Source organism: Tardiphaga sp. 813_E8_N1_3, assembly GCF_051811025.1.
In the GTDB taxonomy this organism is placed as follows: Bacteria; Pseudomonadota; Alphaproteobacteria; order Rhizobiales; family Xanthobacteraceae; genus Tardiphaga.
The window spans coordinates 2,801,103-2,821,830 of record NZ_JBPWQE010000001.1 but is presented as its reverse complement, the minus strand read 5'-3'; the positions used below and the strand labels follow the sequence as shown (position 1 = coordinate 2,821,830).

Here is a 20,728-nt window from a genome sequence, read left to right as displayed (position 1 = left end):
GCAGCGTATCACGTGACCGGCTGTGTAAAAGGCGGGTCCGCCGGGGTCAAGGGCAGGGTCCGATGTTATGGACATGAACCGCGCAGCACTGGCGCGGTTCAGCTCGCTTCGCGTTGGGCCTCGGGGCGGGACACGTCGATCGGCGGAATCGCCACCGGGCGAAGGCCGATCAGCTCGGCCGTGCGTACCGTCGTGTTGCGCCACCACTGGAAGTCGTTGGCGCGTGAATTCTCCAGGATGGCAATCATCACCGCCGACAGGAACGGCAGGCTCTGCAGCACCAGCACGCCGGCGAAGATGTAGATCTCGGTGACCTGCTTGGAGTTGTTGGAGAACACCAGCACGCCGCAGCTGATCAGCAGAAGCACACCAATCACGGCTTCCCAGAAGGCTTGGAATTCGATCGACATGGTCGACTTGCCGCCCTTGGACGTCACGGTGAAGGGCAGGTGATCCTTGATCAGGCCATCGGCGACGGCGCGCGACACCGTCCACTGCACCGACATGGCGGCGATCATCGCGCCCAGCATCTGCCACAGGCCAATCTTCACGCGCAGCCGGTACAGGACAATGAAGTGCGCCAGCGAGATCACGAATGACGCGATGATAGGCAGCGTCAGGATCTTGTCGGGGATAGCGATATCGGCAAAGGCGATGATCGGCACCCAGATGATGTTGAGGATCGCCACCACGACGCCGAGGCTTTCGGCGCCGAGCCAGTTCAGCCAGCCCATGCCAAATTCGCGCTTCTGGTCCTGGGTCATGCGGCTCGCGCCCGGCATGAAGCGGCGCCAGTGCTTCTTGATGATCTGGAAGCCGCCATAGGCCCAGCGATGACGCTGTTTCTTGAACGCCTCATAGGTGTCCGGCAGCACGCCGTAGCCGTAACGCTCCTTGGTGTAATGCGTCAGCCAGCCATGCTGCATGATGGCGAGGCCGAGATCCGAGTCCTCGCAGATGGTGTCGCCGGCCCAGCCGCCCGCCATGTCCATCGCGGAACGACGGATCAGGCACATGGTGCCATGGACGATGATCGCATTGGCCTCGTTGCGCTGGACCATGCCGATATCGAAGAACCCCGCATATTCGCCGTTCATGATGTAGTGCATCAGTGAACGGTCGCCGTCGCGGTGGTCCTGCGGCGCCTGCACGAGGCCGACGCGCGGATCGTTGAAAGCCGGCACGAGATCCTTCAGCCAGTTCGGTTCCACCACATAGTCGGCGTCGATGATGCCGATCACCTCGGCATCCGCTGCGGTGCGATCCATGGCGATGCGCAGAGCGCCGGCCTTGAAGCCCTCGACCTTCTCCGCATTGATGAAGATGAAGCGTTCGCCGAGCATGCGGCAATGATCCTGGATCGGCTGCCAGTAAGCCGGATCAGGCGTGTTGTTGATGATGACAACGCATTCGAAATTCGGATAGTCGAGCCGGGCGACTGCGTCCAACGTCAGCTTCAGCATGTCCGGCTGTTCGCGATAGGCCGGGATGTGGATCGACACCTTCGGGTATTTCTGCTCGGCGTCTGCAGCGGCACGCAGCTTTTCGCTGCGTTCGGCTGTCAGCAGCCGCAATGGCTTCCGGCCGAAGGCAATGGCCGCAATCTCCTCGATGCGCGCCAATGCGATCAGGAGCAGCGGGATCAGCAGGATGCAGCCGAGTGAGAGGGCGAAGGCCGATCCCCAGACGAAATAGTGGGTCTGCTGATAGGCGAAGATGGTTGCCGCCCAGGCGCCAACGGCATTGGCCGCGGCCGAGAGCACCAGTGCCTGCAGCGCCGTCGCGCCAACGATCTGCAGGATCGGCAGCGACAGCAGAATGCCAACCAGAAGTGCGATGCTGGCGTTCTTCCAATGGTCCGGATTCACGATCGGGCCGGTCCAGGGGAATTTCGGTTCCCGCGACGCGTTGAGAACGCCCCAATAGGGACCGACGCCGCCCTCGAAAAACTTCCATGGCTGATCGATGGCTTCGACGATGTTGTAGTCCATGCCGATCGCTTCAGCGCGGGTCACGAAGTTGCGGAGCACCACGGCCTGCCTGAACGGGCCGGGTATGGCGTTGCGCAGATTATAGCCTTCGCTTGGCCAGCCGAATTCAGCGATCACGATGCGCTTGCCGGGAAAGGTCTCGCGCAATACGCCGTAAAGGTGGACAGCCTGGTCGACCGCCTGGGTGTCGGTGAAGTTTTCCCAATAGGGCAGGATGTGTGCGGCGATGAAGTCCACCGACGAGGCGAGCTGCGGATTGTCGCGCCAGATGTTCCAGATTTCACCAGTCGTGACGGGAACGGTCACCTGGCGTTTTACCCGGCGGATATATTCGACGAGGTCCTCGAGTTTGAGTTCGTCGCGATACAGCGTTTCGTTGCCGACGACGATGCCGATGACATTCGGGTTCTTCTTCGCCAGCTCAACGGCGGAGGCAATTTCACGCTCGTTGCGATCCGCGTTCTTGTCGATCCAGGCGCCGACGGTGACCTTGAGGCCGAACTCGTTGGCGATGGCGGGCACCATTTCCACACCGCCTGTCGACGAATACAGACGGATGGCACGGGTGATGGTCGACAGCTTTTTGAGGTCGGCGCGAATCTTCTCGACGGTCGGGATGTTGTCCACGTCGGGATGTGCCGTGCCCTCGAACGGCGCATAGGAGAGGCTGGGAATCATGCCCTTGAAATCGGGAGCTTCCTGCTTCTCGCGCAATACGCCCCACAGGGCGGCATGAACGGCGGTCACGAACAATAAAACGGCGACGACAGCGCGCATCGCAACTGAACCATAACGGGGCGAGCGTGGCCGGGGAAGCGGACCCGTCCCCGAGGTCCGACCAGTACAACGGTAACGGAGACTATATCCGCCACACGAATTAACAACTCATACGCTGCCGTGGCCTTTTGAGGGCGGCAGCTTATTCAGACACGATTAGGCGCCGCCAGCTGAATGCTGTCTGAACGGTGCCCGCCACATTACTTCGGCGCTTCAGCAGGCGGTTTGGCGTCCGGCTGCGGAGCTGCCGCCGGCGCTGCTGCGCCGCCACCGGCAGGTGCAGCGGGTTGGCTCAGCGCGGCAGGCTGCGGCTGCGCATTTGGATTGATCCAGCAGCCGTGGACGCGGCTGTTCAGGCTGTCCGCAATTTTCGGATCAATCAGCGGTCCGAATTTGACCAGACAGCGGAACGTCGCCTGCACATGACCGCCGGGACAGCCGAATCGGTCGTAGAGATCGAGGTGACGGAACGCGGTGTCGAGATCGTCGCGCCACATCAGCACCACAACGCGGCGGCCAAGCCAGACGCATTCGGGATTGCCGGCAGGACCATTGATCGCCTGGGTCGCCTCGACGAATTCGTCGGACTTCTTCTGGCTTTCGCGGGCAACGTCGGCAGGTGTCACGGGCGCATTTGCCGCAGGCTTCTGATCCTGCGCGCGAACCGGGCCGCTCTGGGCCAACGCGCAGCCAACACCCAGCAGCAGAGCAAGGCCTGGAACGGCGAGACAACGCAGAACCGCAGATTGGAACCCGAACACCAGTCGACGCATAAAGTCCCCGATAAGTTGGCTGCCAGGCAGTTCTGACGCCCTCGCCAGATGCCGTTCAAATGGGCCCCCAATACGGCGGCGACCACGGCTGAATCCCATGACGGACATTTTTGATTTTGTCCAGCAACGCCGGAAGTTTGTCTGATTTTCGTGGCGGGTCGGGCCGACAAGTCCGTGATTGCCGGCATGATGCACTTGGCAGATTGGTGATGACCGGCTAATCGACGGACGACTTTGGAGGACGGAACCAATTTCCACCCGCACGCCGCTGGCGCTTCTCATCCTTTCCCTTGGTACGATCGCAGCGGTTTGGTGGTGGCTCGCCACGCCGGTCACGCTGGTGCGCGCGCCGATCGATCCTGCCGCCAAACTGGAATGCGTCTCCTATGCGCCGTTCCGCGGCGAGCAAACGCCGCTGAACTCGACCGCCATCATTCCGGCGAGCCAGATTGCCCAGGACATGGCGCAGCTGGCGCAGATCACCAAATGCGTGCGGACCTACTCGATCGACAACGGTCTCGACCAGGTGCCGGAACTGGCCGGCAAGGTCGGACTGAAGGTCATTCAGGGCGTCTGGCTCGGGAGCAACCGGCTCAAGAATCTGGCGCAGATCGCCGGCGTCGTGGACCTCACCAAACGCTTTCCGAATGTGATCAGCAGCGTGGTCGTGGGCAACGAGGTACTGTTGCGTGGCGAGATGACGGCTGCCGATCTCGTCGGCAATATCCGCTCGGTAAAGGCGCAGGTAGGCAAGATCCCGGTGACCTATGCCGATGTCTGGGAGTTCTGGCTGAAGAATCGCGAGATCTATGACGCGGTCGATTTCGTCACGATCCACATCCTGCCCTATTGGGAGGACTTCCCGATTCGCGCAAAGAGCGCAGCCGCCCATGTGGATTCGATCCGCAAGCGTGTCGCCGTGGCGTTTCCATCCAAGGAAATCCTGATCGGCGAAACAGGTTGGCCGAGCGCCGGGCGGATGCGCGACGGCGCGTTGCCGTCGCGTACCAACCAGGCACGGGTCGTGTCCGAAATCCTCGATCTGGCCAAGCGCGAGGGATTCCGTGTCAATCTGATCGAAGCCTATGACCAGCCGTGGAAGCGCGACCTTGAAGGTACGGTCGGCGGCTATTGGGGCCTGATCTACGATGAGCCGCGCGAATTGAAGTATCCACCGGGCGTTCCGATTACCAATTATCCGTCGTGGAAGCTGCAGATGGGGCTCGGCATGGGCCTGAGCTTCCTGGTTTTCGTGACGGGCATGTTGACGCTCCGTCGACGGCCATGGTCGCCGCGTCTGTCGGCCTGGCTGACCGTTGCCGTATCGGCCACGGTGGCCGGCGTCCTGCTGGGCGTTGCCGCAGACAAGCTGATCTATGAAAGCTATGGCGTCGGCCGATGGATCCAGTGGAGTGCGCTAATGGCTGCCGGTGTCGCGTCGCCGCTGCTGTGCGCCTATGCGACGATGTCCGGTCGCTCGCTACCAACCTTCCTCGAACTCGTCGGGCCGAGCCGGTTCCTGGCCCGTTCGTGGTCGACCGTCCTGCTCGGGCTGACCCTGGCTGTGGCGGCGCTGATCGGCGCCGAGACCGCGCTCGGTTTTGTGTTCGATCCGCGTTACCGCGACTTTCCGTTCGCGGCGCTGACCATGGCGGTCGTGCCGTTTGCGGGACTGATGGCCGTCAATCGTCCGCAGGAAGGCGTACGGCCGATCGCTGAATCGGTGTTTGCCGGAGTGCTCGTGCTGTCGGCCGTGTATATCGGCTTCAACGAAGGGCCGGATAACTGGCAGTCGCTGTGGACCTGCGCGATCTATCTGCTGTTCGGCATCACGCTGTGGCGGGCGCGGGCCGCGCAAAGCCCAGAATAAGCAGGCCGATCGCGATGCCCGATAGGGCTACATTGTAGAGCACGATCCCGAAACCGGCTGCGATCAGTGCGACAGTGATCAGCACGATCGATGGCCGCATCAGATTCAGCACCGCAATGACGATCGCGGCGATGCCGAACACCGAATTCTTGAACAGATAGGTCATCACCAGCCGGCTCTTGCACAGGGTGCTCTGCAGGCCGGCGTCGCAGGCGAGCGCCGTCGTCGACAATTCGATCGCGAGATAGCGCAGATAGATGGCGTAGCCGACGGACAGGAAGCCGACGATGAGAAGCCATTGCACCTGACGGGCGGTGAGCTTGAACGGATCTTTTTTCATGCGGAAACCATGGTTCAAAACGCGGCGCGGAACAACCCGGCATGCGGTCGCGGTGAGAGATCGGACCTAGATAACACTTTAGCCGCGCGCGCCAAGAGATTGAAAATCTGATATTTTGGTCCTTAACGCAGACCCAGGAACGAGGTCAGCGACGATTGCGGCTTCGGCGGTGCAACTTCTTCAGCGGGCTTGGGCGGCGGCGCTTGTTCGGTGCGTTCCTGTGGCTTGGGCGCAGCGCGTCTGCGTGGCGACGACCTGGCTGGAGCGGGCGCAGCTTCCGCGGGCGCCGTCTCGGCCTTCACGGCAAGGCGCTGACCATCAAAGATCGACGTCTCGCAGGGCCGGCTGCTCTCGGTCAGGGCGGCGCAGATCTTCGCGGCCGCAGCCGCGTCGGTGAGCGGGCCGGCGACAAGACGGAGTTGCATGCCGAGTCCGGTCGGGCGTTCCTTCACCATCATGATCGGGCGCAGTCCGTTCAGCGCGCGAGACTTGGACATGCCGCGCCAGATCGCGCGCAGGCCATCCACAGAATTGGCGCCGCCGATATCGACGCCGAACTCCGTGCGGGCGACCGGCGTCGCCACGGCCTCGATAGCTGCAGGTGCTGACTCAGTCACAGTAGCAGGTTGAACGGATGCAGTGATCTCTGGGGCCGCTTGAGGAGGTTGAACGGCAGGCGCCGGTTCGCTCAATTTGGCGGCCGCGGCATCGGGCGGCGCCGTCATCGATTTCCAAGTAATGAGCGGGGGCGAGGCCGGCGGGCTGTTGGAAACCGCTGTTTGCGCCGGTTTGGCGGGTGTCGTTTCAGCAGGCGGCGTGATGGCGGCCACGGGACCGATGACCGGCGTCGACGGAATGCTCGGAAGCTCTGCCGCCGGCTTTGGCTCGGCGGCTGCAGGCGGGGCAACGACGGATGCAATGGCAGGTGCCTGCGGCGCTGGTGCTGGCGTCGTTGTGGCGGCTGTCGGGGTTGGAGTAATCTGGCGCTTGATTGATCCGGTGACTGAATCCAGCCCCTGTTCGACCGAGGTGACGCGCGCGTAGAGCCGGTCGCGGTCGCTGTTGAGCGTTTCGATGGCCAGCGTCAGGCGGCGGGCCTCGACCTGGGTCTCCTTGGCGACGAGCTGGATCTGCTGGGCCTGCCGCGCAAAGGTCTCGGAGGTGGCGACCTGATCGCGGCGCAACTGGACCTGCGACTGGCTGGCCAGAATGGCAACCACCACCGCGCCCACGGCGGCAACGCCCCAGGAACCCAGCCGCCACATCATGCGGCGGTCGATCTTGTCTTCCTCAGCCAGAAATCCGGTCAGCCAGCCGCTATGCTCGGCTGAGAGCGTATCGGCCCACTTGTCGTGCTTATCCGCCATTCGACGTCTGCGTCGCCCCATCGCCCCTGCGAATCACAGTTCAACATTATCAGGAAACCGGCAGGGAACCCGAGGTTGTCGGCCCATACGGCGCGCTAAACCGGGTTTCCACATTTTGCTAAAACGCTTTATGACGGCCGCGGCGCATGAGCGCCGCCACAACGGGGATTCGGATGACGGGCAGAACCAGCCTCACCATCGTGCTCGCGGCCGGCGAGGGAACGCGGATGCGGTCCTCGACGCCGAAAGTGCTGCATCAGGTCGCCAGCCAGTCGCTGCTGGGCCATGTGCTCGCGGCGGCGCCTCATGGCGCAGGCTCTGCGCTGGCCGTCGTTGTCGGTCCCGATCGTCAGGACGTGGCGGATGAAGCAAGGCGTGTGCGGCCCGATGTCGCAACATTCGTTCAGCACGAGCGTCTCGGCACCGCCCATGCCGTGCTGGCGGCAAAGGACGCCATTGCCAAAGGCGCGGACGATCTGCTGATCGCCTTCGGCGACACGCCGCTGATTTCGGCCGAGACGTTCGAGCGTTTGCGTGCGCCGCTGAAGGCTGGTGCTGCACTGACCGTGCTCGGCTTTCGCGCGGCCGATCCGACCGGCTATGGCCGGCTTCTGGTCGAAGGCGATCAGCTGGTCGCGATCCGTGAACACGCGGATGCCACACCGGCCGAACGCAAGGTAGATCTCTGCAATGCCGGCGTGATGGCATTCGCCGGCAAGACGGCGCTCACCATCATCGAGCAGATCGGCACGTCCAACAGCAAGGGCGAATACTATCTCACCGATGCGGTCGAGATCGTGCGCAGCATGGGCTTGCGAGCGAGTGTGATCGAGACCAGTGAGGATGAAGTCCGCGGCATCAACACCAAGGCGCAGCTCGCGGAAGCCGAAGCGATCATGCAGGCGCGGCTGCGCAAGGCTGCGCTTGATGCGGGCGTGACCATCGTCGCGCCGGAGACCGTGCATCTTGCGGCCGATACGACGTTCGGCAACGACGTCACCATCGAGCAGTATGTGGTGATCGGACCCGGCGTCAGTATCGCTGATGGCGCCGTCATTCACGCCTTCTCGCATATCGTGCAGGCTGCCATCGGCAAGAAGACCTCGATCGGTCCTTACGCACGCATCCGGCCGGGAACGTCGGTCGGCGAGGGCGCGCGCATCGGCAACTTCGTTGAAGCCAAGGCGGCCATTCTGGAAGCGGGCGTGAAGGTCAACCACCTGACCTATGTCGGCGACACGCATATCGGTGCCGGCGCCAATATCGGCGCGGGCACGATCACCTGCAATTACGATGGCTTCAACAAGCACAAGACAGTCATCGGTGCTGGCGCCTTTGTCGGTTCGAATTCGTCGCTGGTCGCACCGGTGAAGATCGGGGCCGGCGCTTACATCGGTTCGGGCTCAGTGATTACCCGCGATGTGCCGGACGATGCGCTTGCGGTAGAGCGCAACGAAGTGTCGATGAAGGAAGGCTGGGGCAATCGTTTTCGCGACAAGAACGCGGCGAACAAGAAGCCGAAGTGAGCGCGCGGTGTTCGCGATGACGTCAGGTCACCGGGGTCTTCAGGTGCCAGCCGCGGCGGATCGGGCGCTTGGCGACAATTTCTTCCTGCGGCGTATGGGGCTCGGCGACATGCGGTTTCACCGCAATATCACGCTGCGGCGGCGGCCAATGCGCCAGTTTGCTCTGCGACATCTCGACATGTCGCAGCCGTGATCCGGCGATCGATCGGGGGGCTCTGGGGTCTCGCTCCTCCCACATGGACGTCTACTCCGGTCAGGCGTAGATGCTTCCGCAAACACGTTGATGGTTTGTTAAACGCGTCGCGCAAAATGGCTGCGTAGCCGCGGTAACTTGTCTCAATCGGCAATAATTATTGAGTAACAGTCAATTTGCTCTTCTCGCTAAGAGAGTTCCAGTATTTCTGGGCAATTTGATACCACTTGGAGAGATTCACCGCATGTGCGGCATCGTCGGAATTTTGGGACGCGGTCCGGTTGCTGACCAGATCGTGGACTCGCTGAAGCGCCTCGAATATCGCGGCTACGATTCCGCCGGCGTTGCCACGCTGGAAGGCGCGCATATCGATCGCCGCCGCGCCGAAGGCAAGCTCAAGAATCTCGAAGCCAAGCTCGGCAAGTCGCCGCTGGCAGGTCATATCGGCATCGGTCACACGCGCTGGGCGACGCATGGCAAGCCCACCGAAGCCAACGCGCATCCGCACGCCGCCGAAGGCGTCGCCGTCGTGCATAACGGCATCATCGAGAATTTCCGCGAATTGCGCCTCGAGCTCGAAAAGGGCGGCGCCAAATTCGCCAGCGAGACCGACACCGAAGTCGTCGCGCACCTCGTCAGTTTCTATCTGCAGAAGGGCGCATCGCCGGTCGATGCCGTGAAGCAGGCGCTGCCGCGTCTGAAGGGCGCGTTCGCACTGGCCTTCGTGTTCAAGGATCACGACAACCTGATGATTGGCGCCCGCAAGGGCTCGCCGCTCGCGGTCGGCTATGGCGACGGCGAGATGTATCTCGGCTCCGACGCGATTGCGCTGGCGCCGTTCACCGATGACATCAGCTATCTCGAAGACGGTGACTGGGTGGTGCTGACCCGCAAGGGCTGCGAGATCCACGATGAATCCGGCAAGGTCGTGAAGCGCGACGTGCTGAAATCCGGCGCGTCGGCCTTCATGGTCGACAAGGCCAATTATCGCCACTTCATGGCCAAGGAAATTCACGAGCAACCCGAAGTCGTCGGTCACACGCTGGCGCGTTATGTCGATCTGGCGAACGAGCGCGTTGCGCTGCCGATGACGCTGCCGTTCGACTTCAAGGACATCCAGCGCATTTCGATCACCGCCTGCGGCACTGCGAGCTACGCGGGCTTCATCGCTAAATACTGGTTCGAGCGCTTTGCGCGCGTGCCGGTCGAAGTCGATGTGGCTTCGGAATTCCGCTATCGCGAGGCTCCGGTGCGCAAGGGCGATCTCGCGATTTTCATCTCGCAGTCCGGCGAGACGGCCGATACGCTGGCAGCGCTGCGTTACGCCAAAGAGCAGGGCATGCACACGCTCGCTGTCGTCAACGTCACGACCTCGACCATCGCCCGCGAGAGCGAGACCGTGATGCCGACCTTGGCCGGTCCGGAAATCGGCGTCGCCTCGACCAAGGCTTTCACCTGCCAGTTGATGGCGCTGGCGACGCTTGCGATCGCAGCCGGCAAGGCTCGTGGCGAGCTGTCCGATGCCGACGAGGCGAAGCTGGTACACGGTCTCGTCAAGGTCCCCCGCCTGATGACCGACGCGCTGACGCATGAAGCTGCGATCGAGAAGCTGGCGCGCGACATCGCCAAGTCGAAGGACGTGCTCTATCTCGGCCGCGGCACCAGCTATCCGCTGGCGCTGGAGGGCGCGCTGAAGCTGAAGGAAATCTCCTACATCCACGCCGAGGGCTATGCGGCCGGCGAACTCAAGCATGGTCCGATTGCGCTGATCGACGAGACCATGCCGGTCGTCGTGATCGCGCCCTATGACCGGGTGTTCGACAAGACTGTGTCGAACATGCAGGAAGTCGCGGCGCGCGGTGGCAACATCATTCTGATGACCGACGCCAAGGGCGCGGAGGAGGCCACCGTGGACTCCATGGTGACCATCGTGATGCCGGACATGGACGCAGCATTCACGCCGCTGGTCTATGCGGTACCGGTACAATTGCTCGCCTACCACACGGCCGTTGTAATGGGCACTGACGTCGACCAGCCGCGCAATCTGGCGAAGTCGGTCACGGTAGAATAGGCCGGCAAGCGGCAAGATTGTCGCAGGCGGCCGGTTTGGCCGCCTGGCGCCGCACAAGTGGCTTCCCCCGCACTGGCGAAATCCTGCTAGGATACCCATAAGGACTGACGGCGCGGTTTCGCGCGCCGCGCCAGATGGATTTGAAACGCTGATGGAACGCCCCGATTTGCCGTTGACCCCGCCCGCTGGCGATCCGCCACCCGAGGCGCCGCGCGGCTTCATGGCCCGGATCCGCAACTATTTCCTCACCGGTCTGATCGTCGCCGGTCCGGTCGCGATTACCTTTTACCTGACCTGGTGGTTCGTCACCTGGGTCGATGCGATCGTGCGGCCGTTGGTGCCAGAGGCTTATCGGCCCGAACAATATCTGCCTTATGGCATTCCGGGCTCCGGCCTGATCGTCGCCTTCGTGGCGCTGACGCTGCTGGGTTTCCTGACCGCCAACCTGATCGGCCGTTCGCTGGTCGACCTTGGCGAGAGGCTGCTCGGCCGCATGCCGGTGGTGCGCGCGATCTATCGCGGCTTGAAGCAGGTGTTCGAGACTCTGTTTTCGGGGTCGGGATCGAGCTTCCGCAAGGTGGGCCTCGTCGAGTTTCCGTCGCCGGGCATGTGGTCGATTGTGCTGATCTCGCAGCCGCCGAGCATCGAGGTTGCCAATAGCCTGCCGGGACAGGAGGAGCATATCTCGGTGTTCCTGCCTTGCGCGCCGAACCCGACCACGGGCTTCTTCTTCTATGTGCCGAAGAGCAAGATCATCGATATCGACATGTCGGCTGAAGATGCTGCGACGCTGATCATGTCGGCCGGCGTCGTTCAGCCGGGCTCCGATCCGCAGAAGAAGATCGCGGCATTGGCACAGATGGCAACGGCAGCGGGCGTCGCGAATGCGCCGCCAGCGAGACAGCCTGCGAAGGTGGATTGAGGCGCCACGGCTTTGTGGATGGGGTGAGCGCCTGCGCTCTACCCAGCCTACGGCTTCGTCAGCTTCAACTGTCAAACAGCCACTGCTCTTCAGACATGCGTCATCGCCCCCATTGTTTGCGGCGCGGGGGCGCCGTCGTCTGTTGCATTCCCGCCCCCTGCGAGAGGGCGTGCGGAACGCCGGGTGCCCGTTGCACCCTTGGGCCTGATGCGAATGCGGTCTTCCGCAATTTAGAATGCATCAGGACTTTCGGACGCGCCGAGCAAGTGCCCGACGTTCCGCCTGCGGTGTTTTTTCGGTTGCTTGCGCTTCGCCATGGCGAACGATCCGATCACCAAAATTACAGTCCCAAGGCGAATGGGACAGGGTGCCTCAAGCGAGTAAGCCGAACGCGTTTTGACTTGGTCGTCCGTCACACTGTCCAGAGAGTCTTTCCATCTCAAGGTCGGTCGTCTCCTTGCCAGTGGCAGTGCTGGCGCAGATCCGTCCTGCCCGAAGACAGACGTCACCCCCAAACCGCGTAACGCCGCATCTCCGGCGTCCACCGCATCCTGCCCCGCGAACGTGACGATCGCGATCGCCCCTCTCGGTGGGGCAGGACGAGGGGGAATATAAACCTGACGGAGGTGCTGTCAACAGGAAATAGGAAAAAATGTTTAGCCACGGCTATGCCGCCCAGAACTGTCATTCCGGGGCGCGACCGGCCCTTGCCGGACGCGAACCCGGAATCTCAGCATGGGAGTCTCCAGTCAGTGCCAAACACACCGGGATTCCGGGTTCACACTCCAGCGGCTTCGCCGCTTTCGTGCGACCCGGAATGACGAGGTTGGATCGGGATTCACAGCCACTCCAAGTGGAGTGGCTGTGGTTCGCGCTCTGCCGGCTTCGCCGGCGACGCACGTCCTCCGGCAAACCAATTGGTTTGCCGGGGAATGACGAGCAAGAACAAAGGCCCCGGAATGACGCGAGGGCACTCGACTATCCCGCACCGATCAGCGGGATCGCTTCATCGCGCTCGTAGAGATACAGCAGGCACCGCAACGCCTCGCCGCGCTCGCCTGTGAGTTTCGGATTGTCCTGCAAAATTCGCAGCGCCTCATCGCGGGCTTGCGTGATGAGCTGCGCATGAACCTCGGAGCGCGCGATGCGGAAGCCGGGCATGCCGCTCTGACGTGTACCGAGCACGTCGCCTTCGCCGCGCAGCTTGAGGTCTTCCTCGGCGATCCGGAATCCGTCGGTGGAGTCTTTGATGACCTTGAGGCGCTTGGTGGCGATCTCGCCAAGCGGTTCGCGATAGAGCAGGAGGCAGGTCGACGCCTCCGAGCCGCGCCCGATGCGGCCGCGGAGCTGGTGCAGCTGCGCCAGGCCGAAACGCTCGGCATTCTCGATCACCATGATGGTGGCGGCGGGTACGTCGACGCCGACTTCGACAACCGTCGTGGCGACCAGGATCTGCGTCTCGCCGGCAGCGAAGCGCGCCATCGCCGCATCCTTTTCGGCGCCTTTCATCCGGCCATGTACGATTCCAACCTTGTCGCCGAACCGCTGCTGCAGGCTCTCAAAGCGCTCTTCCGCATTGGTGAGTTTCGGGCCGTCCATTTCGGACTCTTCCACCAGCGGCACGATCCAGTAGATCAGCTTGCCGTTGTCCACGGCGCGGCCGATGCCGTCGATGACTTCCTGCAGCCGGCTCGCCGACATGGTGCGGGTCTCGATCGGCTGGCGCCCCGCGGGTTTTTCGCGCAGCTCCGAGATGTCCATGTCGCCAAAGTAAGTCAGCACCAGCGTGCGCGGGATCGGCGTTGCCGACAGCACCAGCACGTCGACTGCGCTGCCCTTGTTGGTCAGCGTGAGACGTTCGCGGACGCCGAAGCGATGCTGTTCGTCGACAACGGCCAGCGCGAGTGCCTTGAACCCGACGTCGTCCTGGATCAGTGCATGGGTGCCGACGATGAAGTCGATCTCGCCGGCGGCGAGCCGCGCGAGGATATCCTTGCGCTCCCGGCCTTTCTCGCGGCCGGTGAGGATGGCGACGCGCAGGCCCGCGCGCTCGGCCAGCGGCGTGATGGTCTTGATGTGCTGGCGTGCGAGAATTTCGGTCGGTGCCATCAGGGCTGTTTGCTTGCCGACTTCCGCAACGGCTGCGGCGGCCAGCAGTGCCACGACGGTCTTGCCCGAGCCGACATCGCCTTGCAGCAGCCGCAGCATGCGCAGTGGCTTGGTGAGATCATCGGCAATGGCTGCGGTCGCCTGTTGCTGCGATTGCGTCAGCGCATAGGGCAGGGCGTCGATGATCTTGTGGCGGATGTGGCCATCACCGGCATTGCGATCGCCGGCGGGACGGCGCAGTTGCGCACGCACCAGTGCCAGCGCGAGTTGCCCCGCGAGCAGTTCGTCGAAAGCGAGGCGCGACCAGAACGGTCCTTCCGGCAAAACGTCGGTGATCTCGACCGGCACATGGACGCGCTGCAGGGCCTCCGCCAGCGAGGGGAACTTGCAGCGCCGGATCACTTCCGGGCTGATCCATTCCGGCAGCGCCGGCAGCTTGGTCAGCGCCTGCGCGATGGCCTTGCGCAGCGAGGTGATCGCGAGGCCCTGGGTCAGCGGATAGACCGCGTCGATGCCCGTGAGTTTGGCGAAGCCTTCCTCGTCGACCACGCGGTCCGGATGGGTGATCTGCAGCATGCCGTCGAACAGCTGCGTGGTACCCGAGACGTAACGCTTCTCGCCGACCGGCAGCAGCTTTTCGATCTGGCCGGGATATGTCCGGAAATAGGTCAGGATCACCGTGCCGGTGTCGTCGTGGGCATAGACCAGATGCGGCGCGCGGGAGCGGCCGGGCGGTGGCTCGCGATGGCGATCGACGATGACTTCGAGGGTCACCATGGCGCCGATCTCGGCCTCGTTGATCTTCGGCCTGTCGCGGCGGTCGATCACGCTGACCGGCAGATGCAGCAGCAAATCGACGATGCGCGGCGTCTCGGCGCGGTCCAGCAGGAAGCGCAGCAGCTTGTCCTGCTTCGGCCCGATGCCGGACATGCTGGTGACCGGGACGAACAGGGGATTGAGCACTTCAGGGCGCATCAGGACGACTCAGGTGGCCAGCACGGCGAGAGAGCTACGGTATTTGCGAGAGTTGGATGCATTTCAAGGCGAAAGCAATGCGTTAAGAGGTGCTGACAGGGGCGGAAGCGGGGGCTATATGAGCCTGCCCGGCACGTCCGGGCTTTTGGCGTTTGCGGGCTTTGGGCGGGATGGACAGATGACGGGAACGACACGATCGAGCAATGGCCTGGATGACCGCCGCAAGCGGCTGCTGTTCCGTTGCTGGCACCGCGGCACGCGCGAGATGGATCTCATTCTGGGCCGCTTCGCGGATGCCGAGATCGGCATTCTGGCGGACCTCGAACTCAAGCAGCTCGAAGATCTGGTTGGTCTCGAAGACCCCGAGCTTTATCCGGCCTTCGTCGGTGATACCCAATTGGACGAGCAGTACCGCACGCCGCTGTTCGAGCGCATCAAGCTGTTCCGGAATCTGGACAAGCCTCTATGAAATCCCCCGTTGCCTCGCCGGCCGCACAGCTTGCGCCCGGCCGTGCGCTGACCTTTGCCAATGTCTCCGAGGGCGCCGAAGGCCTGATCGTCGCCGATCTGGCGCGCGCGGTTGCGGCCAAGCCGAAGCCGCCGGCGGTGAGCCTCACCGTGATCTGCCGTGACGGGCCGCGGATGCAGCAGCTCGCGCGCGCGCTGGAATTCTTCGCGCCGGATCTGCCGGTGCTGCAATTCCCGGCCTGGGATTGCCAGCCTTACGACCGCGTCTCGCCTCATGGCGGTATTCTCGCGCATCGCATGACCACGCTGGCGCGACTGTCGCGCCTCACCGGCAGCGACAAGCCGATGATCGTGCTGACCACGGTCAATGCCGTCGTGCAGCGCGTGCCGGCCCGCGAGATCGTCGCGGCGCAGGCGCTGTCGGTCGCGCCCGGCCATGTGGTGCCGATGGACTCCATCGTCGCCTGGCTCGAACACAACGGCTACACCCGCTCCGGCACAGTGCGCGAGCCCGGCGAATATGCCGTGCGCGGGGGCATCCTCGATCTGTTTCCGGCGGGCCTCGACCAGCCCGTGCGGTTCGACTTCTTCGGCGACAGTCTGGAATCGATCCGGGTCTTCGATGCCGAGACGCAACGCACGCTGATGGATATGCGCGCGCTGGATCTGGTGCCGGTGTCTGAATTCCAGCTCATCACCGAAACCATCCGTCGCTTCCGCATGGGCTATGTCGCGCAGTTCGGCGCCCCTGAGCGCGACGACCAGCTCTATGAAGCTGTCAGCGAAGGTCGTCGTCATCCCGGCATGGAACACTGGCTGCCGCTGTTCCAGGACCGGATGGAGACGCTGCTCGACTATCTGCCGGGCACGCCGGTCGCCATCGAGCCGCAAAGCGAGGATGCCGCGACCGAACGCTTCAAGCAGATCGGCGACTATTACGAAGCCCGCCGCGAAGCCATGGGCATTCCCGGCGGCGGCGCGATCTACAAGCCGCTGCCGCCGGAGCGGCTCTATCTGAGCGACAGCGAATGGCACAAGCGGCTGGACGACATCGCGCTGGCGCGGCTGTCGCCCTTCGCGCTGCCGGAGGGCACGGCAGGTGCGGTCGACGCCGGCGCGCGGCAGGGCCGCAACTTCGCGCCGGAACGCGCCGACGCCAATGTGAACGTGTTCGAGCGTGTTGTCGCGCATATCCAGGCGCTGCAAGCAGAGCGCAAGAAGGTCGTCGTCGCGCTGTGGAGCGAAGGCTCGCGCGACCGCATGGCCAGCATGCTGAAAGATCACAAGCTGCTGAACCAGCAGATGGTGAATTCCTGGCGCGTGGTGCAGGCGACGCCGCGCAACGAAACCATGCTGGCCGTGGTCGGTATGGAATCCGGGTTCGAGACCGACCAGATCGCCGTCATCAGCGAACAGGATATCCTCGGCGACCGCCTGGTGCGGCCGCGCAAGGCGAGCCGCAAGCTCGACAACTTCATCTCGGAAGTGACGAGCCTTGCGGCCGGCGACATCGTCGTCCATGTCGAACACGGCATCGGCCGTTTCGTCGGGCTGCAGACGTTGCAGGTCGGCGGCGCACCGCATGACTGTCTTGAACTGCGCTACGCCAACGAGACCAAGCTGTTCCTGCCGGTCGAGAATATCGAACTTCTGTCGCGCTACGGCTCCGACGCGACCAATGTCGAACTCGACAAGCTCGGCGGTTCGGGCTGGCAGGCGCGCAAGGCCAAGCTCAAGAACCGCATCCAGGAAATTGCCGGCGAACTCATCAAGATTGCTGCCGAGCGGCATCTGCGCGAGAGCGAGCGGATCGTCGTTCCGCGCGAGCAATATGACGAATTCTGCGCGCGCTTTCCCTATGAGGAAACCGAGGACCAGCAGACCGCGATCAACGCCGCGCTGCACGATCTCGAACATGGCAAGCCGATGGATCGCCTGATCTGCGGCGATGTCGGCTTCGGCAAGACGGAAGTGGCCATGCGCGCCACCTTCGCTGTGGCCATGGAAGGCAAGCAGGTCGCCATCGTGGTGCCGACCACGCTGCTGGCGCGTCAGCATGCCAAGAACTTCACCGAGCGCTTCAAGGGCTTTCCGGTGAATGTCGCGCAGGCCTCGCGGCTGGTGACGCCGAAGGAACTGACCGCCACCAAGAAGGGCCTCGCGGACGGCTCCGTCGATATCGTCGTCGGCACCCATGCGCTGCTCAGCAAGGCGATCAAGTTCAAGGATCTCGGTCTCGTCGTGGTCGACGAAGAACAGCACTTCGGCGTGACCCACAAGGAGCGCCTGAAGCAGTTGCGCGCCAACGTGCACGTACTGACGCTGTCGGCGACGCCGATTCCGCGTACGCTGCAGCTGGCGCTCACTGGCGTACGTGATCTTTCGATCATCGCCTCCGCGCCGGTCGATCGTCTCGCCGTGCGCACATTCGTGGCGCCGCATGATCCCCTGATGATCCGCGAGGCGCTGTTGCGCGAGCGTTATCGCGGCGGCCAGGCTTTCTACGTGGTGCCGCGGATCGACGATCTTGCTGAGGTGAAAAGCTTTTTGGACAAGCATGTGCCTGAGATGAAGGTTGCCGTGGCCCATGGCCAGATGGCACCGACCATCATCGAGGACATCATGTCGGCATTCTATGACGGCAAATACGATATCCTGCTGTCGACCACGATCGTGGAGTCGGGCCTCGACATTCCGAACGCCAACACGCTGATCATCCACCGCGCCGATATGTTTGGCCTCGCGCAGCTCTATCAGCTGCGTGGTCGCGTCGGCCGCTCCAAGCTGCGCGCCTATGCGCTGTTCACACTGCCGTCGACACACAAGATCACCGGTCAGGCGGAACGCCGGCTGAAAGTGCTGCAGTCGCTGGAGAACCTCGGCGCAGGGTTCCAGCTTGCCTCGCACGATCTCGACATTCGCGGCGCCGGCAATCTGCTCGGCGAGGAACAGTCCGGCCACATTAAGGAAGTCGGCTTCGAGCTCTATCAGTCGATGCTGGAAGAGGCGATCCTGGCGCTCAAGTCGGGCATCTCCGAGCCGGTCGCCGACAGGTGGTCGCCGACGATCACGCTCGGCATGCCGGTGATGATCCCCGACGATTTCGTCGCCGATCTCTCGGTGCGGCTATCGCTATATCGCCGGCTGGCCGATCTCGAAACCGACGACGAGATCGCTGCCTTCGCCGCCGAACTGCGCGACCGTTTCGGCGTGCTGCCGGACGAGGTGCGCTATCTGTTCAAGATTGCGGCCATCAAGGCCTATTGCCGCCGCGCCAATGTCGAGAAGGTCGATGCCGGTCCGAAGGGCGTTGTCATCTCGTTCCGCGACAACTCGTTCGCACAGCCGGACAGACTGGTATTCTTCATCAAGCAGTATGGCCAGGCCGCCAAGGTGCGCCCGGACATGAAGGTCGTGTTCCTGCAGGATTGGGGAACACCGGAAGAACGTCTCGAAGGCGCCACGGAGATCCTGCGCGCGCTGGCGGGGCTCGCGGAGAGCAAGAAGGCGGCTTAACGCAAACGGCCGCCGGCATTGCTGCCGACGGCCGTTTGTTGAACTGCGCGACGCTTACTTCGGATACTTGAATTCCGGAGCGGCCTTCAGCGCTTCCTTGGTGGTGTTCATCGACGCCACCCACTTATTGTCCTTGTTCAGGCTCACCTTCACCGAAGCCGGCGAGACGGCGACATAGTGTTCGCCCATGCCCAGGAAGCCACCAACCGACAGGATTAGGGCGTCGACCTGATTGTTCTTGATTGCGAGATCGCTGATCTCGCCGATCGTCTCATCCTTCTGGTTGGTAATGTTCAGGCCCTTGAGCTTGGACGAGAACATTTCCTCCTTGGAAACGGTTGAGAACTTTGCCTCGGCGGGTGCAGCGCCCGTTGTGACTGTCGACTGCGCGAGAACCGGCGTGGCGAGAAGGGCGAGGGAAGCGGTGATCAGTGCAAGCTTTTTCATTATCGTTGTCTCCATTGCAGATGCACCTACAATGCGACGATAGATACTTCGTTCCTGATTTTATTTTTGGAACTTATGACGCTGCGCGCTGCGCGTCCGCGCCATGCAGGCGTGCCAGCAGCGACTTCGCGGTATCCGTTGGCTCCATCGTGATGACGGTGACGTGGGGATCATTGCGCGCATCACGCTTGGGGCCATGCATGGTGTGCTTCATCACGCTAGAGAGTCGCCTGGCGATCATATGGGCGTTGCGTTGGTCGGTTTCGGCGAAGGCGACCACGATGGAGCCGTCGTTCTGCAGCGTGCCGAAGTCCATTCGTCGCATCAGCCGGCTGATGATCCGCGCAGCGTCGCGCTGTGCGCGCAGCGGGATGTTGTCGAATGAGAACCGGGCCATCGACAATCCGCCGCCGCGGGTTTGCGTGTGATAGACCGCGGTCGCGATGTCGCGTTCGAAGGCTGCCGTCGTCAGCAGGCCGGTCGCGGGATCGAGCAGCCCGTCGGATTCGATCGACTTCAAGGTACGGCCGAGACGTGCTTCGAAGGCGTGCTGGCGCAGCAGCGGCAGCGCCGTGGCTGCGACGGTGTCGGCGTCTCCGACGATCATTTCGAGATTGGCGAGATCGTAGCTTGGCGTCAGGCCGGGCACGGTGACGACAACGGGCAGATTGCGGAAGCGTGCATCCTCGGTGAGGACAGTGAGAAACGCATCAACGACGCGCGTGCTGAAGCCTTCGCCGATGACGATGCCGTCGAGGTCGCGCGCATTGAGATGTTTGGCTGCGGCTTCGATGCTAAGCGCGCCGACCACGCCGACGCGTTCGCCGAGTGCAACCGACAGCGCGGCGTAACCACCGCCGCGGCCGATCAGCATCACCGTTGCATCGTCCAGCGGGTCCAACTGCGGGGACATGCGATGCAGGTTTTCGGCGGTGAGGCGTCGCATGACCGTGGCATGCAGCGTGCGCACACGCAGCGCGTTGCGCAGCCGCGCGCTGAGTCGATCGAAATTACCGTCGGTCTGCGTGAGCGGGATCGCATGGCCGGGCAACTCCGTGGCAGGATCGATCGCGATCAGCGGAACGTAAGGCTGCTTGGCGCCAAGCCGCTTTGCCAGCGCCTGGAAGGTCGGCATGTCGTCAGCGGAAGCCGACACGATCACGGCTGCCGGCTGTACCCGCGCCACCGCATCCAGCGCTTCGGCCCATGTCGCATCGACCACCGGGAAGATGTTGCTCTCCGCCAGGGCTGTCGCAAACGCGGCCGGCTGCTGGTTGGAGACGGCGACGATCGTGGCCTGGTCGGACATGCTTGAGCTGAACCTCTACGCGAAACTGATCGCGGCAGGCTAGCCCGACGTCCTTAATGCAGAGTCAATGAGAT

Annotated in this window: 14 protein-coding genes; 6 read left to right on the top strand and 8 right to left on the bottom strand. The window is 63.1% G+C overall.

What is annotated here, in order from left to right; genetic code table 11:
* Positions 1-98: 98 nt before the first annotated feature.
* The gene (locus tag AB8A33_RS13475) at positions 99-2,768 is read right to left on the bottom strand and encodes a glycosyltransferase (RefSeq protein WP_439093232.1); all 2,670 of its coding nucleotides are present in this window, start codon (positions 2,766-2,768) and stop codon (positions 99-101) included.
* A 200-nt stretch (positions 2,769-2,968) separates the two neighbouring features.
* Positions 2,969-3,541, bottom strand: coding sequence for a beta-1-3, beta-1-6-glucan biosynthesis protein (locus AB8A33_RS13470; protein ID WP_120289845.1), 573 nt, complete (start codon positions 3,539-3,541; stop codon positions 2,969-2,971).
* 202 nt (positions 3,542-3,743) lie between these two features.
* Between AB8A33_RS13470 and AB8A33_RS13465 the strand changes: the two genes are divergently transcribed.
* Positions 3,744-5,411 (top strand): beta-(1-6) glucans synthase, encoded by a 1,668-nt coding sequence (locus AB8A33_RS13465; protein ID WP_439095932.1) that lies wholly within the window; start codon positions 3,744-3,746, stop codon positions 5,409-5,411.
* On the opposite strand, the gene AB8A33_RS13460 is transcribed toward AB8A33_RS13465, so the two are convergent.
* Together AB8A33_RS13460 and AB8A33_RS13455 are read right to left on the bottom strand one after the other, a co-directional pair.
* Entirely contained in the window at positions 5,371-5,751 is a 381-nt protein-coding gene (locus AB8A33_RS13460) for a hypothetical protein (protein ID WP_439093231.1), read from the bottom strand. The two genes, AB8A33_RS13465 and AB8A33_RS13460, sit on opposite strands and share 41 nt — an antisense overlap.
* A 122-nt stretch (positions 5,752-5,873) precedes the next feature.
* Positions 5,874-7,118: a hypothetical protein gene (locus tag AB8A33_RS13455; RefSeq protein ID WP_439093230.1), complete on the bottom strand. Its 1,245-nt coding sequence runs from the start codon at positions 7,116-7,118 to the stop codon at positions 5,874-5,876.
* Positions 7,119-7,291: 173 nt separating this feature from the next.
* On the opposite strand from AB8A33_RS13455, the gene glmU reads away from it, so the two are divergent.
* The gene (glmU, locus tag AB8A33_RS13450; protein WP_439093229.1) at positions 7,292-8,644 is read left to right on the top strand and encodes a bifunctional UDP-N-acetylglucosamine diphosphorylase/glucosamine-1-phosphate N-acetyltransferase GlmU; all 1,353 of its coding nucleotides are present in this window, start codon (positions 7,292-7,294) and stop codon (positions 8,642-8,644) included.
* 22 nt (positions 8,645-8,666) lie between these two features.
* Here glmU and AB8A33_RS13445 read toward each other — a convergent pair whose 3' ends face one another.
* On the bottom strand, positions 8,667-8,816 hold the full coding sequence (locus tag AB8A33_RS13445) for a hypothetical protein (RefSeq protein WP_158550328.1): 150 nt from the start codon (positions 8,814-8,816) through the stop codon (positions 8,667-8,669).
* Between the two features lie 265 nt (positions 8,817-9,081).
* On the opposite strand from AB8A33_RS13445, the gene glmS reads away from it, so the two are divergent.
* Entirely contained in the window at positions 9,082-10,908 is a 1,827-nt protein-coding gene (gene glmS / locus AB8A33_RS13440; protein WP_439093228.1) for a glutamine--fructose-6-phosphate transaminase (isomerizing), read from the top strand.
* Between the two features lie 148 nt (positions 10,909-11,056).
* The gene (locus AB8A33_RS13435; protein ID WP_439095931.1) at positions 11,057-11,830 is read left to right on the top strand and encodes a DUF502 domain-containing protein; all 774 of its coding nucleotides are present in this window, start codon (positions 11,057-11,059) and stop codon (positions 11,828-11,830) included.
* A gap of 978 nt (positions 11,831-12,808) precedes the next feature.
* On the opposite strand, the gene recG is transcribed toward AB8A33_RS13435, so the two are convergent.
* Positions 12,809-14,914 carry an ATP-dependent DNA helicase RecG gene (gene recG, locus AB8A33_RS13430; RefSeq protein WP_439093227.1) on the bottom strand — a complete coding sequence of 702 codons (2,106 nt, stop codon included), beginning with the start codon at positions 14,912-14,914 and terminating at the stop codon, positions 12,809-12,811.
* A 178-nt stretch (positions 14,915-15,092) separates the two neighbouring features.
* Between recG and AB8A33_RS13425 the strand changes: the two genes are divergently transcribed.
* Entirely contained in the window at positions 15,093-15,383 is a 291-nt protein-coding gene (locus tag AB8A33_RS13425) for a succinate dehydrogenase assembly factor 2 (RefSeq protein WP_068731648.1), read from the top strand.
* Entirely contained in the window at positions 15,380-18,898 is a 3,519-nt protein-coding gene (gene mfd / locus AB8A33_RS13420; protein ID WP_439093226.1) for a transcription-repair coupling factor, read from the top strand. The genes AB8A33_RS13425 and mfd overlap by 4 nt, the downstream gene beginning before the upstream one ends.
* 54 nt (positions 18,899-18,952) lie before the next feature.
* Here the strand turns inward: mfd and AB8A33_RS13415 are convergent, their stop codons facing one another.
* Complete coding sequence (locus tag AB8A33_RS13415) at positions 18,953-19,345, bottom strand: PRC-barrel domain-containing protein (protein ID WP_093758623.1); 393 nt, start codon at positions 19,343-19,345, stop codon at positions 18,953-18,955.
* Positions 19,346-19,418: 73 nt separating this feature from the next.
* Positions 19,419-20,654 carry a GGDEF domain-containing protein gene (locus AB8A33_RS13410; RefSeq protein WP_439093225.1) on the bottom strand — a complete coding sequence of 412 codons (1,236 nt, stop codon included), beginning with the start codon at positions 20,652-20,654 and terminating at the stop codon, positions 19,419-19,421.
* Positions 20,655-20,728 lie beyond the last annotated feature (74 nt).

What these genes read in the sequence shown, in the direction of transcription:
- AB8A33_RS13475 (WP_439093232.1), bottom strand. Translation starts at nt 2,768, where the DNA reads ATGCGCGCTGTCGTCGCCGTTTTATTGTTCGTGACCGCCGTTCATGCC.
- AB8A33_RS13470 (WP_120289845.1), bottom strand. Translation starts at nt 3,541, where the DNA reads ATGCGTCGACTGGTGTTCGGGTTCCAATCTGCGGTTCTGCGTTGTCTC.
- AB8A33_RS13460 (WP_439093231.1), bottom strand. Translation starts at nt 5,751, where the DNA reads ATGAAAAAAGATCCGTTCAAGCTCACCGCCCGTCAGGTGCAATGGCTT.
- AB8A33_RS13455 (WP_439093230.1), bottom strand. Translation starts at nt 7,118, where the DNA reads ATGGCGGATAAGCACGACAAGTGGGCCGATACGCTCTCAGCCGAGCAT.
- glmU (WP_439093229.1), top strand. Translation starts at nt 7,292, where the DNA reads ATGACGGGCAGAACCAGCCTCACCATCGTGCTCGCGGCCGGCGAGGGA.
- AB8A33_RS13445 (WP_158550328.1), bottom strand. Translation starts at nt 8,816, where the DNA reads ATGTCGCAGAGCAAACTGGCGCATTGGCCGCCGCCGCAGCGTGATATT.
- glmS (WP_439093228.1), top strand. Translation starts at nt 9,082, where the DNA reads ATGTGCGGCATCGTCGGAATTTTGGGACGCGGTCCGGTTGCTGACCAG.
- recG (WP_439093227.1), bottom strand. Translation starts at nt 14,914, where the DNA reads ATGCGCCCTGAAGTGCTCAATCCCCTGTTCGTCCCGGTCACCAGCATG.
- AB8A33_RS13425 (WP_068731648.1), top strand. Translation starts at nt 15,093, where the DNA reads ATGACGGGAACGACACGATCGAGCAATGGCCTGGATGACCGCCGCAAG.
- mfd (WP_439093226.1), top strand. Translation starts at nt 15,380, where the DNA reads ATGAAATCCCCCGTTGCCTCGCCGGCCGCACAGCTTGCGCCCGGCCGT.
- AB8A33_RS13415 (WP_093758623.1), bottom strand. Translation starts at nt 19,345, where the DNA reads ATGAAAAAGCTTGCACTGATCACCGCTTCCCTCGCCCTTCTCGCCACG.
- AB8A33_RS13410 (WP_439093225.1), bottom strand. Translation starts at nt 20,654, where the DNA reads ATGTCCGACCAGGCCACGATCGTCGCCGTCTCCAACCAGCAGCCGGCC.